The organism is Rhodanobacteraceae bacterium, assembly GCA_016713135.1.
Classification (GTDB): Bacteria; Pseudomonadota; Gammaproteobacteria; order Xanthomonadales; family SZUA-5; genus JADKFD01.
In genome coordinates, this window is record JADJPR010000001.1 from 174,975 (window position 1) to 190,217 (window position 15,243).

Annotated in this window: 7 protein-coding genes and 1 pseudogene; 2 read left to right on the plus strand and 6 right to left on the minus strand. The window is 67.4% G+C overall.

Annotated features, from left to right (window positions below; all coding sequences use genetic code 11):
- Positions 1 to 9: 9 nt before the first annotated feature.
- The 3 genes and pseudogenes from IPK27_00655 to IPK27_00665 form a co-directional block, all read right to left on the minus strand.
- Complete coding sequence (locus tag IPK27_00655) at positions 10 to 1,392, minus strand: MFS transporter (GenBank protein ID MBK8066172.1); 1,383 nt, start codon at positions 1,390 to 1,392, stop codon at positions 10 to 12.
- A 388-nt stretch (positions 1,393 to 1,780) separates the two neighbouring features.
- Complete coding sequence (locus tag IPK27_00660; protein ID MBK8066173.1) at positions 1,781 to 3,862, minus strand: DUF3459 domain-containing protein; 2,082 nt, start codon at positions 3,860 to 3,862, stop codon at positions 1,781 to 1,783.
- 332 nt (positions 3,863 to 4,194) lie between these two features.
- Positions 4,195 to 4,702 (minus strand): annotated as a pseudogene (locus IPK27_00665) (alpha-amylase).
- Positions 4,703 to 4,939: 237 nt separating this feature from the next.
- On the opposite strand from IPK27_00665, the gene IPK27_00670 reads away from it, so the two are divergent.
- Complete coding sequence (locus IPK27_00670) at positions 4,940 to 7,669, plus strand: TonB-dependent receptor (GenBank protein ID MBK8066174.1); 2,730 nt, start codon at positions 4,940 to 4,942, stop codon at positions 7,667 to 7,669.
- Between the two features lie 249 nt (positions 7,670 to 7,918).
- Complete coding sequence (locus IPK27_00675) at positions 7,919 to 9,421, plus strand: tryptophan 7-halogenase (GenBank protein ID MBK8066175.1); 1,503 nt, start codon at positions 7,919 to 7,921, stop codon at positions 9,419 to 9,421.
- A gap of 365 nt (positions 9,422 to 9,786) precedes the next feature.
- Here the strand turns inward: IPK27_00675 and IPK27_00680 are convergent, their stop codons facing one another.
- The 3 genes from IPK27_00680 to IPK27_00690 all read right to left on the minus strand — a co-directional run bounded on the left by IPK27_00680 (position 9,787) and on the right by IPK27_00690 (position 15,216).
- A complete protein-coding gene (locus IPK27_00680) occupies positions 9,787 to 12,156 on the minus strand; it encodes a DUF5110 domain-containing protein (protein ID MBK8066176.1) in 2,370 nt (789 codons plus the stop codon).
- A gap of 149 nt (positions 12,157 to 12,305) precedes the next feature.
- Positions 12,306 to 14,210: an alpha-amylase gene (locus IPK27_00685; protein MBK8066177.1), complete on the minus strand. Its 1,905-nt coding sequence runs from the start codon at positions 14,208 to 14,210 to the stop codon at positions 12,306 to 12,308.
- A 298-nt stretch (positions 14,211 to 14,508) separates the two neighbouring features.
- Entirely contained in the window at positions 14,509 to 15,216 is a 708-nt protein-coding gene (locus IPK27_00690) for a hypothetical protein (GenBank protein ID MBK8066178.1), read from the minus strand.
- Positions 15,217 to 15,243 lie beyond the last annotated feature (27 nt).

Here is a 15,243-nt window from a genome sequence, read left to right on the forward strand (position 1 = left end):
GCGGACTCCTTAGTGCGCTGTCGCCATCGGTCCCAGATGGGCTGACTTGGGCTCCTGGACGCGGATCAGGCACAGCGCGCCGATGATCAGGCTGGCGCCGCTGATGATCAGCGCGTAGATCGGCTGATTGTCGAACAGCATGCGCAGTGTCAATCCCAGCAGCGTGGCGGCGACGATCTGCGGGATCACGATGAACATGTTGAAGATGCCCATGTAGACGCCCATCTTGCGCGGATCTACCGAACTTGCGAGCAGGGCGTAAGGCATCGAGAGGATGCTTGCCCAGGCCACGCCGACCAGTGCAAACGAGCCGATCAGGTAAACCGGTTCGCTGATCATCGCCATTGACAGGAATCCGATCCCGCCGAGGACCAGGGACAGGAAGTGCACCAGCCGCCGATTGAGCACGAAGCGCGCTGCGTAGAAGCTCAGCAACAGCGCGACGGCCATCGACGAGAGTCCGTAATAACCCATGTACGAGCCGACCAGGTCGGCCGCGTTCTGGAAGGCCGCGTTCGCCGCGGAGAATGCTTCTGCCTGAGCCGGAATTGCCATGTCGAAGGCACTCGCGTCAGGCGCGGGCGACTTGAAGACATGTTCGGTGAGCGCTGGGGTGGCCATGCTCCACATGCTGAAAAAGGCGAGCCAGCTGAAGAACTGCACGATGCCGATGTTGAGCATCTGACGTGGCATGTGGACGATCAGGTGGAGGATCTCTGCGAACAGATTGCCTCGTCCCTGCTCCTCGGCAAGCAGTTCCGGATCTTCCGGCGGGTATTCCTTGGTCGTGAACACCGTGACCAGGATGCTTGCGAGGAAAACGAAGGCACCGATCGCGAACGCGATCTTCACCGACGGAGGCACCACGCCCGGGCCAGCTTCGTTCGATGCTCCGAGCTGGGTCACCATCCACGGCAAGTTGCTGGCCACCCAGGTGCCGATGCCGATGATCAGCGTCTGCATCACGAAGCCATAGGAACGTTGCCGTTCCGAGAGCTTGTCGGCAACCAGCGCGCGAAACGGCTCCATCGAGATGTTGATCGACGCGTCCAGCACCCACAACAGGCCGACGGCCATCCACAGCACCGACGAATGCGGCATCGCGATCAGGGCGCAGGAACTCAGGATCGCGCCAACCAGGAAGTAAGGCCGCCGGCGGCCCAGGATCGGGTGCCAGGTGCGGTCGGACAGATAGCCAATGATCGGCTGCACCAGCAGTCCGGTCAGGGGTGCGGCGATCCACAACAGCGGCAGCGCATCCTTGTCCGCTCCCAGGGTCTGGAAGATGCGCGACATGAAGCCACCCTGCAGCGCGAAGCCGAACTGGATACCGAGAAACCCGAAAGACATATTCCAGATCTGCCAGAACGACAGCTCAGGCTTGCTACGCATCACCCCTCCCAGGGCGACCTTGCGGCCGCCAGTGCCAAAACCGATGCGCAACAGCCCCTCGCCCCTGCGCGGCATGCATCGTAGGTTCGCACGCCCGCCGGGGACAGTGGGTGCATTCGTATTCAGCGGCCCATGGCGGCGGGTTGTGGGTTCTGGGTTGTGGGTTGTGAGCAGCAACAGCCGGCGATCCATGAGCCAGTGGGTGCAGCCGCTGGCTTTTCCCGCGTCCGCGATCAAGGGATCGCCGACAGAGTCGGCTCCCACAGGAGCCTCTGCGCGCGAGCTTCGCTGCCCACAACCCACAACCCACAACCCACAACCCACAACCCACAACCCAGAACCCAGAACCCAGAACCCAGAACCCAGAACCCAGAACCCACAACCGGCCTCACCGCACCTCCACCACCACCGAATCCATCACCAACGCCCCCGGCCCGCCGCCAAACTGGAACGCGCCCGGCTCCGGCGTCAGTGCGCGGTAGCCGCCGTCGTAGTCCCAGGTGCTCAAGTAGATCCGGGTGCCGGCGTGGCTGGCGGGATTGCCGAGGATGGCGGCGGGGAGGGTCAGGGTGAGTGTGCGCGCGGCGCGGTCGACGGCCACGCCGGGGGTGGGCGTCACCGGGGTGCCTTCGTTGGTCGCGCTGGCGCCGTCGCTGCGGTGGCCGGCGATCGCCCAGCCGCCGGCGCGCACGCGGTAGTGCCAGCGCATGCCGTCCGGCAGCTCGCCCTGTTGCAGCGGCATCACGCTGGCACCACCCTCGCGTCCCGGCAGCTGGACGTAGGCGGTGAGCGCCACGTGGTCGAAGCCGTTCGGCGGATTCCAGCTGGCGATCACCTGGTGCAGCGTCAGCGTGAGCCGCAGGGCGCCGCCGTTGGCTTCCACGCGGACATGCTCGATGTCGGCCGGGCGCGCCTCGCGCCAGGCGGGATCGGTCGGGTACCGGTAGCGGCCGTCCGGCCCGTGGTCATCGCCCTTGGGATCGGCGATGTCGACCAGCGTGCGCCACGGCCGCTGCACCTGGAAGAGGAAGGCATCGGAAACTGCGTCGCTGTCCGGATCGCGCAGCACCAGACGGTGCTCGAGCGCCGGATCCAGCATCGAGCCGGTGTCGACGGTCGTGCGCCAGCGGCCGTCGGGAGCGACGGCCACCGTCTGCGCGCTGCCCAGCTGGCCATCGATCACCAGCTGTAACGCGTCCGCATGGTCGGCGCGACCGCTGAGCTCGAAGTCGCCGGCGAAACTTCGGGCGGCAGGTGGGTCGATCGTGATCTGCCCCGCTGCCGTGGCGGAGCCCGTTGGCGCGGCCGGTTGCGGCTGCCAGACGTAGGCGCTGCGCGGCGGCAAGACCAGGCTCAGGGTGCCGTCGGCGGAGACTGTTGGGGCCGGTAGAGAGCAGTTGACGCCAGTGGCCCCAGCTTGCGGGCGGGGGTCCATCCCATGATCGGGCGAAGTTTCGCGCGCGTAGCCCGGTGTGCGGCGCAGCCGCTCACCGGTTGCTTGCGGCAAGTACCCGGTGAACGCGGTGCGCGCGCACACCGGGCTACGCGACTCGTCCTGTGCGAACAGCGTCGCAAGCGAGGTGCCCGGTGCCAGCCCGGTCGCGAGGTGGTCGACCAGGATCGCCTCCTCGGCGGTGTTGAACACCACGATCAGCTGCTCGTCACCGTCGCGCATGCGCCAGGCCAGCGCACCGGCGCTGGCGCGGCTGCTGGCGAGCAGCTCCGGGGTGCCGCGCGACAGCACCGGGTGTGCGCGGCGCAGCGCGATGGCGTCCTTGAGGAAGCGGTAGAGCGGCGCCTGGGTGTCGAATTGATCGCGGCCGCCGGAACCGTAGCCGCTGGCGAACATCGCCGCGCGCTGTTCGCGGAAGCCCTGTTCGGTGCCGTAGTAGATCACCGGGATGCCGGGCAAGGTCAGCATCGCCAGCAGCGCCTGCTTCAGCCCCGCCTCGCTGCCGCCGGCGAGGAAGCGGTCGACATCGTGGTTGTCGAGGAAACTCGGGTTGAGGTGCGGGCGCGGGTGGATGCGCATCATCGATTCGATCCGGTGCGCCAGCTCGGCGGTCGGGCGGCCGCGCGCGAACACCTCCCCGAGCGAGCCATACAGCGGGAAGTTGATCATCCCCGGCACGCGCTCGCCGCCGTCCTCGCGGCGCAAATAGCGGTCGATCTTGTGTGCGGCGTCGTCGCGGTAGGCCGGATCCACCGCGAAACCCTCGCCAAAACTCAGGAAGCGCTCGCGCCCGGTCGCCCGCGCCACCGCATCGATCCCCGGCGCCGCCGGATCCTCGGCGTGCAGGAAATCGTCGAAGAAGGCCGGCGGCACATAGAAGATGGTGTCGATGCGGAAACCATCCACCCCGACCTCGCGGATCCAGTGTCCGTAGGCATCGCGCAGCGCGCGGCGCACCACCGGGTTCTCGGTGTTGAGGTCATCCAGCCCGCCCATCTGCCAGTCGGCTTCCTGCACCGGGTCCTGGTAGTCGCGGATGTCCGGCGTCCAGTGGTAGATCGCCGCGGCGCGCTGGGCGGGGTCGCGTGGGTCGTTCTGGTGGAAAGGTGGAGCGGGGCGGGCGTCGTTTGTCGAGGGCACGAGGGCACGAGGGCACGAGGGCACGAGGGCACGTGAGAAGCGGTCCCCGCCAAATCCGGACTGGTGGCCGCAGATTCCTGCGCCCCGCATTCGCTCGTCGCCCGCGCTTGCGTGCCCTCGTGCCTTCGTGCCCTCGTGCCCTCCAACGCAAAACCATCCCCATACCCCACATACCCCCGCACCGGATCGCCCGCTTGCCAGCTGGCGTCGTAGCCGAACCAGTTGCCGACATGGTTCACCACGATGTCCTGCACCAGGTACATGCCGCGGGCGTGCAGGGCCTGGGACAGGTGCTGGTAGTCGGCCAGCGTGCCGTAGTGCGGGTCGACGGACTTGAAGTCGGCTCGCCCAGTAGCCGTGGTAGCCGGTGTAGCTGCGTTCGGGGTTCCACCACTGGTTGGTTACCGGCGGGGTGATCCACAGGGTGGTGGCGCCGAGGCCCTGGATGTAATCGAGGCGGCGGGTGATGCCGGCCAGGTCGCCGCCGCTGTAGTGCGAGTTGCGCGACGGGTCGTACTCGCCCTGGCCCTGGTCGTTGTTGCGCGGATTGCCGTCGTCGAAGCGGTCGATCATCGCGAAATAGATCACCTGGTCGCGCCAGTCGGGCGACGGGAGGTGTCGCGCCCCGGCCACTGTGCCCTCGCGCGCCGCGGGTGGCGCGGCACATCCGGCGAGCACGAGGCAGAGCAGCGGGAGGGTGGCGAGCCTGATCGACATGGGAGCCCCGAAAGCCGGAAAACCCCTGCTTTTTGCCGCATGGACGCGACGATCGGTAGCGCCGTCGGGATGCAAAGCCCATGAATACGTATACAACGGGAGCTTAACGAACCGCGTCAGCCGCTACCATTTTCCGACCGCGCCGGAGGAGGAGTTCAGGCGCGGTAAATGTTTCCGCAATCGCGCCGACAGCTGTGCTTCGCCGGCGTCTATCAGCACCCAGCAGTGGAGGGGGAGATGAAACTCAAGCGCAACATGCTGTTCATGGCACTCGCGTCGGCCTCGTTGATGATGGTCAGCGGCGTGCATGCACAGACGGCCGCGGCGGCCGACAGCCAAGACCAGTCGATGACCGCCAAGGAGCGCGAGGCGAAGCGCAAGGCGGAGGCGGCGGAGAAGGCAAAATCGCTGGACGTGGTGGAAGTCACCGGCATCCGGCGCGGTATCGAGAGCGCGATCAACCTGAAGCAGGAATCGACCTCGATCATCGAGGCGGTCTCCGCCGAAGACATCGGCAAGCTGCCGGACAGCTCGATCGCCGAGTCGATCGCGCGCCTGCCGGGCCTGGCCGCCCAGCGCGTCGCTGGCCGCGCCACCACGATCAGCATCCGCGGCCTCGCGGGCGATTTCTCCACCACCCTGCTGAATGGTCGCGAGCAGGTCTCCTCGGGCGACAACCGCGGCGTCGAGTTCGACCAGTACCCGTCCGAGCTGCTGAGCTCGGTGGTGGTCTACAAGACGCCGGATGCCAACCTGGTGGCCCAGGGCATCTCCGGTACCGTCGACCTGCAGACCGTGCGTCCGCTGAGCCTGGGCAAGCGCGTGGTGTCGCTGAATGCGCGCTACGAGAAGAACTCCACTGGCGAGGTGAACCCGGGCTACGACGACACCGGCTACCGCATCAGCGCCTCCTACATCGACCAGTTCGCCGACAACACCATCGGCGTCGCGCTGGGTTTTGCGCGCCTGGACTCGCCGGGCCAGACCGAGCGCTGGAATGCCTGGGGCTATGAGCGCCAGACCATCGGCGGCCAGGACGCCGAGTTCCTGACCGGCTCGCAGATCTATGGCACCTCCACCAGCAATGTCCGCGACGGCCTGATGGCGGTCATCGAGTGGGCGCCGAGCGACACCTATTCCGGCGCGCTGGACATCTATTACTCGCAGTTCGAGCGCGTCGAAACCACGCGCGGCCTGGAAGTGGGCCTGTTCCCGGCGTGGACCGGCTCGACGTTGACCAATCCGATCGTCGACAACGGCCTGCTCGCCTCCGGCACCTTCAACAGCATCCGCCCGGTGCTGCGCAACGACGAGAACAAGCGCGAGGACGATATCTTCGCGATCGGCTTCAAGAACGAGTTCACCTTCAGCGACTACTGGACCGGCCTGGCCGACTTCAGCATGTCCAAGGCGAACCGCGACGAGTCGATCCTGGAAACCTATGCCGGTGCCGCCGGGCGCGACAACGTCAACGTGTTCGTCAACCGCGACGGCTTCCCGACCTTCGATTTCGGCCTCGACTACACCGATCCGACCACCATCCAGCTGCGCGATCCGGGCGGCTGGGGCCAGGACGGCTACATCAAGTACCCCGAGTTCGAGGACAAGCTGACCAGCGCGCGCTTCACCCTGTCGCGCGCCTTCGACAGCGCCACCTTCAGCGGCATCGACTTCGGTTCCAACTGGAGCAGGCGCACCAAGAGCCGCGCGGTGGCCGAGGCCTTCCTCGACCTGCGCAACGGCCGCGCGCCGACGACGATCCCGAGCGACCTGCTGGTCGGATCGGTCAATACCGGCTTCGCCGGCGTCCCCGGCGTGATCAGCTACAACGTCGGCGAGGCCTTCCGCACGCTGTACAACACGCGCACCAACATCAACCAGGACATCCTCAACAAGGACTGGGAAGTCGAAGAGACGGTCATCACCAGCTTCGCCAAGCTGAACATCGACGGCATGCTGGGTGAGGTGCCGATGCGCGGTAACCTGGGCGTGTCCTATGTGTCGGCCGACCAGGAATCCGAAGGTTTCGCCGTGCCCGGCGGCAATGCCAGCGGCGCCCAGCCGTTCAAGGGCGGCACCGACTACGGCGATGTGTTGCCCAGCCTGAACCTGATCTTCTCGCTGACCGACGAGCACACCCTGCGCTTCGGCGCCGCCAAGCAGGTATCGCGTCCGCGCATGGACCAGATGCGCGCGAACAACGGCTTCGGCATCGACACCACGCGCCAGGAATGGTCCGGCGGCGGCGGCAACCCGGAGCTGGAGCCGTGGCGTGCGACCAGCTACGACCTCTCCTGGGAGTACTACCTGTTCGGCAACAAGGGCTACATCAGCGCGGCGGCCTTCCACAAGGACCTGAAGTCGTACATCTACGACCAGACCGTCGAGTTCGATTTCAGCGTGTTCGACCTGTCCGGGTTCACCGCCAACGTGCCCACCTCGACCATCGGCCGCTTCACGCGTCCGACCAATGGCGAGGGCGGTTCGATCAACGGTTGGGAATTCGCCTTCTCGGTGCCCTTTGGCGAGTTCGCCCCGATGCTCGATGGCTTTGGCGTCCTCGGCAGCTACTCGGATACCCGCAGCGCAGTGCGCCCGCTGGGTCCGGGAACCAGCCAGCCGCTGCCCGGCCTGTCGCGCTACGTCTCCAACGTGACTGCCTACTACGAGCGCGGCGGTTTCTCCACCCGCATCAGCCAGCGCAGCCGCTCGGCCTTCATCGGCGAGATCCAGGGCTTCGGTGCGGACCGCGAGACCCGCTACATCGAGGGCGAGAAGCTGGTCGACTTCCAGGTCGGCTACGCCTTCGGCGGCGAATGGGACGGGCTGTCGGTGATCCTCCAGGTCAACAACGTGACCAACGAGGCCTACCAGGAGTTCTACCGCGACGCCGGCCGCATCGACCGTCCGCGTTCCTACAACGAGTACGGCCGCACCTACCTGCTGGGCGCCACGTACAAGTTCTGATGAAGTAGTCCTGTTGCACTCTTCCGCCCCCGCCAGTTGCGAGACTGGTGGGGGTTTTTCTTTGGTTGGGGGGGTGGGCGGCGGGCAGGTGGCCCTGCGACGGGCCTGCCCGAGATCTTTTCCGGCGGCTGTGGGTAAGATCGCGGACAGAGTCCGCCCCGTCAGTGTCGCGGCGCGCGATCTCTGCGGCCCACAACCCAGAACCCACAACCCACAACCGGCGTCTGGCCAAGTACCCCGGAGACCCGCATGAACCCAGTCCAGAAGGTGACCATCGTCGGTGGCGGCACCGCCGGCTGGATGACGGCCGCGCTCTTGAGCAAGCTGTTCGGCCGGGCGTTGACCATCCGCCTGATCGAGTCGGACGAGATCGGCACGGTGGGGGTGGGCGAGGCGACGATCCCGCAGATCCGCAATTTCAACGGGACGCTGGGGCTGGACGAGAACGAGTTCATCCGCGAGACCCAGGGCAGCTTCAAGCTCGGCATCCAGTTCGTCGACTGGCTGCGGCCCGGGCACCGCTACATGCATGCCTTCGGCGTGGTCGGCGGGCGCAACCTCGGGCTGGTGCAGTTCTACCAGTACTGGCTGAAGCTGCGCGCGATGGGCTACGGCGCGGAGCTCGGCGACTACACCTTCAACACGATTGCCTCGGCGCAGAACCGCTTCATGCGCCCGCTCGACCGGCCCAACTCACCGCTGGGGTCGATCGCCTACGCCTTCCATTTCGACGCCGGCCTGTACGCGCGCTACCTGCGGCGCCGGGCCGAGCCGGCCGGCGTGCAGCGTATCGAGGGCAAGATCGTCGATGTGCAGCTGCACCCGGAGAGCGGTTTCGTCGAATCGGTGCGGCTGCAGTCGGGAGAGGTCGTCGATGGCGATCTGTTCATCGACTGCTCCGGCTTCCGCGGCCTGCTGATCGAGCAGGCGCTGAAGACCGGCTACGACGACTGGAGCCACTGGCTGCCGGTCAACCGCGCGCTCGCGGTGCCTTGCGAATCCTCGCCGGACCTGCATCCCTACACCCGCTCTACCGCGCGCGCGGCCGGCTGGCAGTGGCGCATCCCGCTGCAGCACCGGGTGGGCAACGGCCACGTGTATTGCAGCGACTTCATCAGCGACGACGAGGCGGCGGCCACCCTGCTCGCCAACCTCGACGGCAAGCCGCTGGCCGACCCGCGCCCGCTGCGCTTCGTCACCGGCATGCGCCGCAAGTTCTGGAACCGCAACGTGGTCGCGATCGGCCTGGCCAGCGGCTTCCTGGAACCGCTGGAATCGACCAGCATCCATTTCATCCAGTCCTCGTTGGCCAGCCTGGTCTCGCTGTTCCCGGACAAGGGCTTCGACCCTGTCGCGATCGCGCAGTACAACCGCCAGACCCAGTTCGAATTCGAGCGCAGCCGCGATTTCATCATGCTGCACTACCGCGCCACCGAGCGCACCGGTCCGCTGTGGCAGCACGTCCGCCACATGCCGATCCCGGACAGCCTGCAGCACAAGATCGATTTGTTCCGCGAAAGCGCCGCGATCCGCCGCGAAGACGAGGAACTCTTCAGCGAGATCAGCTGGATGCAGGTCATGCTCGGCCAGAACATCATCCCCAGGCGCTGGCATCCGATGGTGGATTTGCTCGGCGACGACGAGCTGAAGGAAATGGTTGAAGGCACCCGCCGCGTGCTCGAAAACTCGGCCGCGGTGATGCCGACGCACGCGGAATACATCGCGAAGACCTGCGCCGCGGCGAAGGTCTGAGACGGCGACCGGGAGCCGTTCAACGCGGAGACGCGGAGGGCGCAGAGGAGCGCGGAGAGAAGCGCCTTGAAGCTGTTCTCCGCGTCTTTGTGTCCAAACCCGAGTTGACGTAGCCCGTTGTGCCGCGCAGCGGCTCAGCGGGCACTTGTCGCAAGCACCCGGGAACGCGCTGCGCGCGTACCGCCGGGCTACGCTCGAAACACCCATTCAACGCGGAGACGCGGAGGGCGCAGAGGAACGCGGAGAAGAGCGCCTTGAAGCTTTCTCTGCGTCCTCCGCGTCTCCGCGTTGAAGGAGTCCGGGCAGGCCGTAGTGCCGAGCTTGCTCGGCAACGATCCCGCCGCCGGCCAGCGGAGCAAGCTCCGCTACTTCAGCTGCAACCGGGCGGTGGGCCCGGACCACTGGAAAGTGGCGCGCAGCTGGTGCGCGCGGGCATCGTATTCGGGAGCGACGGCCTGGCCGTCGATGGTGAGCGCGGCGGGCGCCCGGTCCCAGCCGTGCAGCACCAGGGTGATCTCGCGCGTGGCCGGCTTGCCGGTGTATTCGCCGCCCTCGCGCTTGAGGTCGATGGTCAGCCCGCCATCGCTGCGGGTGGACGCAAACGACAGCAGCTCGTGCGCGCCGCTGGCGAGGGCGGTGCGGGTGGCGCCGTCGTCGTCGTACATCCGGCCGCTCGATTGCGCCACGGACTGGTCGGTCCAGTGGTGCAGTTCCAGCTTCGCGGTGGAATACTGCGTGGTGTTCTGCACCGCCGCGACCATCGGCACGAAGGCGCCGGCGCGGACCAGCACCGGGATGCCGTCGGCGCGGGTCTTCAGGCGCAGCGTCTGGCCGCCTTCGAAGCGGCTGCCGTCGTGGAAATCGAACCACACGCCGGCCGGCAGCGCGAGGTCGATGCGGCGGGTGCGCTTGTCGGTGATCGGCCGGACCAGGAAGGCGTCGCCCCAGAAATAGGCGTCGCTGCGGTCGATCAGGCTGGGGTCGGATTCGTCGGCGAAGAACAGCGGGCGCATCAGCGGCAGCCCGCGCGTGCTGTTCTCCCAGGCCAGGGTGTAGAGGTAGGGCAGCAGGCGGTAGCGCAGCAGGATCGCCTGGCGCGCCAGCTCGATGGTCTTCTGGTCGTGGAACACCGGCTCGGACGGGATGTGGTCCTGCGCATGCGGGCGGAACACCGGCTGGAATACGCCGTACTGCAACCAGCGCAGGTACAACTCGCGGTCGAAACGCCTGCCGCCGGCGAAGCCACCGAGGTCCGAATGGGTCCAGCCCATGCCGAGCAGGCCCATCTGCAGCGCCAGTTCCACCTGCGGCTTGAGGCCACCCCAGCTGCGGTCGACATCGCCGGTCCACGGGATCATCCCGTAGCGCTGCGAGCCCGGCGCGCCGGCGCGCATCATGATGAAGGGGCGGCGTTCGGGATAGGTCCGGAGGTGGTTCTCGTAGAGCAGTTTCGCCCAGGTATGGCCGTAGGCGTTGTGCACCTCGCCGGCGATGCCGTTGACGTGCACGGTGTCGTCCGGGTGCACCTCGGGCTCGCCGAGATCGCCCCACCAGCCAGCCACGCCCTGCTGCATCAGCCCGGCGTAGATGCCCCAGAACCAGCTCGCGGCCTCCGGCTTGAACACATCGATCAGCCCGGTGTTGCCGAAGTAGAAGTCGAAAGTCTTTGGCCGCCCGGCGAGGTCCTTGGCCAGCACGCCGGCCGCCACCGCTTCCTGCCAACGCGTCGAGGTGGTCAGGATGAAGGGCTCGGTGACCAGGATGGTGTTGACGCCCTGGGCCTTCAGGTCCGCCATCATCTCGACCGGCGTCGGGAAGCTCGCGCGGTCCCAGTCGAGCTTGCCGAGGTGCCCCTGGATGTCCTTGCCGAACCAGTAGAGGTCGATCACCACCGCGTCCAGCGGGATGCGAAGGTCGATGAACTTCTGCACCGTCGAGCGCACCTCGGCCTCCGAGCGGTAGCCGAAGCGCGAGGCATAGTTGCCGAGCGCCCAGCGCGGCGGCAGCGGCTGGGTCCCGGTGACGCGCACGTACTGCTCCAGGATCTCCGGATAGCTCGGCGCGGCGAACACCAGGTAGCCGGTTCGGCCGCCGACCGCCTGGAATTCGAGGATGCCGGGCTCGGTCTTGCCGAGATCCATCCAGCCGCTCGCCGAGTTGTCGAACAGCAGCAGATACTTGCGGCTGGAGAGCACCGCCGGCATCGAGAAATACATCTGCTCGGACTGCGTGGTGTAGCCGTAGTGCGGCTTGTTGTAGAGCGGCAGCCGGTGCCCGCGGCGGTCCATGCCGAGCACCCGCTGGCCGCCGCCGATGAGCTTCTCGCCCTCGCTCAAGGCAAAGCGGAAACCGCGCACGGTCTGGTGCGCGTAGCCGCCGTGCTCCTCCGCCAGCAGCAACTCATCGCCGCGCCAGTAGCTCACCCGCAGCGGCGATTTCTGCACCCGCGCGGTCAACTGCGGCGTGCGGTAGACCAGCTCGCCCGGCGCCTCGGCCAGCTCCGCGGTCACTGCTGGCGCCGCCGGATCAGCGATGCTGAAGCTCGGCAGCTGCTTCACCCCCGGCTTCTCGTAGAAGGCCTCGATCGCCCCCGGCTGGTGGAAGCGCAGCGTCAGCGTCGCCTCGTCGCTGGTGATGACCAGGCCGTCGGGCGTCAGCGTGTGGCTGCGGTAGTCGGCGGCCGCGGCCGCGGCGGTGAAGAGGAGGAGGGCGAGGGCGGCGATGAAGCGGGGCACGCGGCACGGGGCACGGGGCACGGGGAGAGCCGGTGACCGTGGCCTATTCGCGATACCCGGCAACAAGTGCAGGGATGCGCGCCTGATCTCGAATCGCGCCGCAGCTCCCGTGCCCCGTGCCTCGTGCCCCGTGCCCCGCTCCATCTCCATCACCGCACCTCGAACAGATAGGCCGCGCGCGGCGGCAGGTTGAGCGGCGCCAGCGCGCCGTCGGGCATCACATTGAGCGGCGCGGACACGCCGCTGCCGAGCAGGTCGACCAAGGTGTAGCCGCCGGCATCCAGGTGCCAGTTGGCGCTGATCTCCAGCGGGATCGCGAGGTCGAAGCTGGCGCTCTCGGTCTTGCTGAAATTGGCGACGACGATCAGCCGCTGCTGCGGGTTCCAGCGCGCGAAGGCGAACTGCTGCTCGCCGTAGCCGGGGGTGTGGCCGAGGTTCGCGGCGTGCAAATCGCCGCAGGCACCCAGCAGCGCGGGGGCGCTCGACACCGCCCTGGCCAGCGCCGCGTGGAACTGGCGCAGTGCGCGCTCTTCGGGCGTCGACGCGCCGCCGTCGAAGGCGCCGCCGTTCATCCAGCGCTGGTGCGCCGGCACGCCGAAGTAGTCGAAGATCGTCGTGCGGGTGGCCTTGCCGAAGCCGGCGTCGGCGGTGGCCGGCTCGCCGACTTCCTGGCCGAAGTACCACAGCGCCGGGCCGGTGCCGATGGTCGCCGAAACCAGCATCGCCGGCAGGCCGATCGCCGCCTCGCCGGCGAAGGCGGGGTTGGCGATGCGCTGCTCGTCGTGGTTCTCGAGGAAGCGCAGCAAATGGCGGTCGATGTCCGCATGGCGCTGCTGGATCTCGGCCAGCGGCGTGGTGGGCGATTCGCCGCGCATGACCAGTTTCATCTGGTCGTAGAAATCGACCTTGTCGTAGATCGCGTCCATCAGCCCGAGGCGGATGTAGTCGCGGAACAGCGGGCGCTGGTAGATCTCGGCCACCAGCAGCGCGTCCGGGCGCCGCTGCTTGATCGATGAGTTCAGGTAGCTCCAGAACTCCACCGGCACCAGTTCGGCGATATCGAAGCGGAAGCCGTCGACGCCGAGATCCAGCCACCAGTGGACGATGCGGTGGAACTTCTCCCAGCTGGCCGGCACGTCGCGCCCGGCCCAGAAAGCCGCGTGCGCGGCGGCATCCTGGCTGGCAAGTTCCGGCGGCAGCGCGTCGAAATCGTGGCTGCCATCCGGACGCACGCCGAAGTTGATCTTGACCGTTTCGTACCAGTCGTCGAACTTCGGTTGCGCCGCGCGCGAGCCATTGCCGGTCCACTTGGCCGGGTTTTCGGCGAACTGGCCATCCGCCAGCGGGTGCGGCTCGCCACCGAGCGGGCGATAGCCTTCCGGCCACTCGGGCACGCGGAAGGCCTGGCCGGGGATGTAGTAGAAACTGTTGTCGCGGGCGTACTCGACCGTGGTGTCGTCGCCCTCGCCGAAATCGCGCACGCCTTCCGGCTTGTGGAGCGAGCGGTAGCCGCGCGCCACATGGTTGGGCACGATGTCGACGATCACCCGCAGCCCCTGCGCATGGCTGCGCGCGACGAGCGCCTTGAACTCGGCAAGGCGCTGGCCTGGATCCGTGGCCAGGTCCGGATCGACGTCGTAGTAGTCGGTCACCGCATACGGCGATCCGGCGCGGCCCTTGACCACGTCCGGATCGTCCGCCGGCACGCCGTAGCGCGCATGGTCGCTGATCGAGGCATGCCGCGGCACGCCGGTGTACCAGATGTGGGTGACGCCGAAGTCCTTCAGGCTGGCGAGCGCGCTGTCGCTGAAGTCGCCGAACTTGCCGGAACCGTTCTCGGCCAGCGTGCCCCACGGCTTGTTCCGGCCGTTCTGGTTGCCGTACAGCCGGGTGAAGGCCTGGTAGATCACCGGCTTGCCGGTGTAGGCGGGTGTAGGTGCTGGTGTTGGTGCTGGTGTTGGTGTTGGAGCGGCCTGCGGCCGCACTGCGGCTGTCTGGCAGGCGCCAAGCACGGCGGCCAGGATGGTGCACAGAGCGAGTGTGCGGATGTGCATCGGCAGCCTCCCGGCAGACGGTCGCCCGATGCTAGTCCAGCCCATGCGCGCGCACCGTCGCGATGCAATCGAATGCAGGCGCCGCGCCGCCCAACCGGTTCGCCCCGGAGAACCGTCGCATGCAGGGCGCCAACGAGGAACGCACGAGAAAGACGAGAAGGGCAGAGAACGCTTTCCGCGTTCTCTGAGTCTCCGCGTTGAACGCGGTTCGGCGTGCCGACGCAAAGACGCGGAGAAAGGCCGGTCGATGTTGTTCTCTGCGTTCCTTTGCGTCCTCTGCGTCTCCGCGTTGAATGGGCTACGTGGCGCGCCGGGTGCAGTGGAAGAAGCCGTTGAGGGTCAGGCGGCCGCGGGCGGGGTCGTCGCTGAGCAGCTCGGGCGCGGGGATGTCGCTGCAGTGGAACAGGGTGCCGTCGTAGCAGATCAGGCGGTTGAAGGCCGGTGGCACGGTCAACATGTGCTCGAACCAGGCGTTCGATTCGCGGATGTAGCCCGGCGCGATGGCGTACTTGCGGCTGAACTCGGCAGGCGCCAGCTCACCCGATTCGTGCACCAGCAAATCGATCTCGCGCGCCGGGCGCCGTGGTCGCCAGAAGCTGGTGCCGCCCAGGCGCGGGTCGTCGAACAGGTACAGCACCGAGGCGCCGACCACGTGCCCGGGACCCAGGCCCATGCGGTCGCGGTGGCAGATCCACTGGCGCGGCTGCAGCTCCTGCGGCTGGCGGGTGACGATCGACAGGCGGCTATGCGCACGCTGGATCCGGCGCGCGCCGAGACGGCCGCGCAGATGCTGCGCGAAGTACTCCGCCAGGCCCTCGGTGATCGCGTCCGGCAGCGCCAGTTCGATGCCTGGATAGGCGTTGTGATCCTCCAGCGTGAAGGCCTCGCGCACGCTTGCTGCGCGCGCCACCCAGGCGCGCGGGTCGGCCAGTGCGTCATCGATGATCCAGCAGTGCTGGTCGCCCCCGATGGGCAGGCTGCGGATATGCGGATTCGGATTGAACATGCCCGAAGTATGCTTGCGCGTACCGCT